We start from the raw sequence: 1678 nt of genomic DNA, 5'->3' as shown, positions 1-1678 counted from the left end.
GGTATCGAGCAGACCGACAGCGGCAAGACGATTGCCGTTGTGGACTACAACGGCTTCCGCATCGTCATTCCTCTCAAAGAAATGATGGTCGCCCCCAGCGCTGCCAACAGTACCGACAGTATGGCCGTCCGCCAGATGAAGCTGCTGGGCAATATGCTGAGCGCAGAAATCGACTTTGTTATTCTCGGCATTGACTCCAAGAGCCGCAGTGTAGTCGCCAGCCGCCGCGAAGCCATGATGCGCAAGCGCCAACTTTTCTATTTCAGCCCTGATGCCAATGGCGAGTACCGCGTCCGTGAGGGGCGTGTGGTGCAGGCTCGCGTTATTGCCGTTGCCGACAAATCCATCCGTGTGGAGATTTTCGGCGTGGAGTGTTCCATCATGGCGCGGGATCTGGCATGGGACTGGATCGGTGATGCCCATGACCGCTTTGCTGTGGGCGACCAGATTCTTGTCCGCGTGACAGAGGTGAACAAAACCTCGCAGGAAGAATTGTCCGTCCATGCCGATGTCAAGAGCGTCACCGAGAACACCAGCCACGAAGCCTTGAAACGCTGCCGTGTGCAGAGCAAATACGCCGGCCGCGTCACCGATGTACATAAAGGCATCGTCTATGTGCGGCTTTCTAACGGGGTCAATGCTGTGGCTCACTCCTGCTATGACCGCCGCACGCCCGGGAAAAAGGATGATGTCAGTTTTGTGGTAACGAAGCTGGACGAGGAGCGCAGCATTGCCGTGGGCATCATCACCCGCATTATCCGTCAGAATCTGTAACCGATGAACCGTGGGCAGCCCCGGCGGTTGCCCATCTTTTACATGAAAGGATTCGTAAAATGGCTGTTTTTCGCGTAGAGCGCATTAAGGACTATACCGTTATGAGCAATCATCATCTTCGCAACAAAAATTTGTCCCTGAAAGCCAAGGGTCTGCTGTCGCAGATGCTTTCCCTGCCGGACGACTGGGATTATACCCTCAAAGGGCTTGCCGCCATCAATAAGGAGAGCGTGGACGCTATCCGCACAGCGATTTGGGAGCTGGAGGATGCCGGGTATGTGGTGCGTACCCGCGTCCGTGATGAGCGCGGCTGTCTGCGTGGCTGCGATTACTATGTCTATGAGTACCCGCAAACTCCCTCATCCGGCTCCGGCGGCAGCGCTGAATCCGTGCCACCTATGCTGGAACCCCTTGCATCGGATTCTGCTGTACTGGGAAATCCCATGCAATTAAATAAAGAAATACAAAATAAAGAGAAACAAAATACTGATCTAATCTTATCCGAGGGAGCGGCCGTGCGGACAAAAGTCCGCGACAACATCGAACTGGACCTGCTTTGCCGCAACCAGCCGGAGAGCGCCCCAGTGATGCAGGAGATCTACGAGCTGGTCGTGGAGACAATCCAGCTCCGCAGCCCTGTACTGCGGCTGGGCAACAACCTGTTCCCGATGGCCTTGGTGCGGGAACGACTGTTGCAGCTGACAAGCGAGCATATCCGTTTTGTCCTTGACGGCCTGTGCAATCTGCACACGGACGTTAAAAATCTCAAGAAATATCTTCTGACGATGCTGTTCAATGCGCCTGTCACACTGAACGGCAGGACGATGCTGGATGTACGCAAATCTGTCGGTGGCGGATCCCGTCCGATGCTGGCGTAACGCCGCGAAGATATGAACAAATTGTA

2 protein-coding genes are annotated in these 1678 nt (G+C 54.9%); both read left to right on the top strand.

What is annotated here, in order from left to right; all coding sequences use genetic code 11:
- The coding region (locus tag B5D32_RS14625; protein ID WP_143402823.1) for a S1 RNA-binding domain-containing protein at positions 1–774 on the top strand (774 nt) is incomplete at its 5' end.
- A gap of 59 nt (positions 775–833) precedes the next feature.
- Positions 834–1652: a DUF6017 domain-containing protein gene (locus B5D32_RS14620; RefSeq protein WP_078785676.1), complete on the top strand. Its 819-nt coding sequence runs from the start codon at positions 834–836 to the stop codon at positions 1650–1652.
- Positions 1653–1678: the final 26 nt, after the last annotated feature.

This window comes from Gemmiger formicilis (assembly GCF_900167555.1).
Taxonomy (GTDB): Bacteria; Bacillota; Clostridia; order Oscillospirales; family Ruminococcaceae; genus Gemmiger; species Gemmiger formicilis.
Note: the sequence above shows the minus strand (reverse complement) of the source record. Positions and strands in the feature narration are given on the sequence as shown.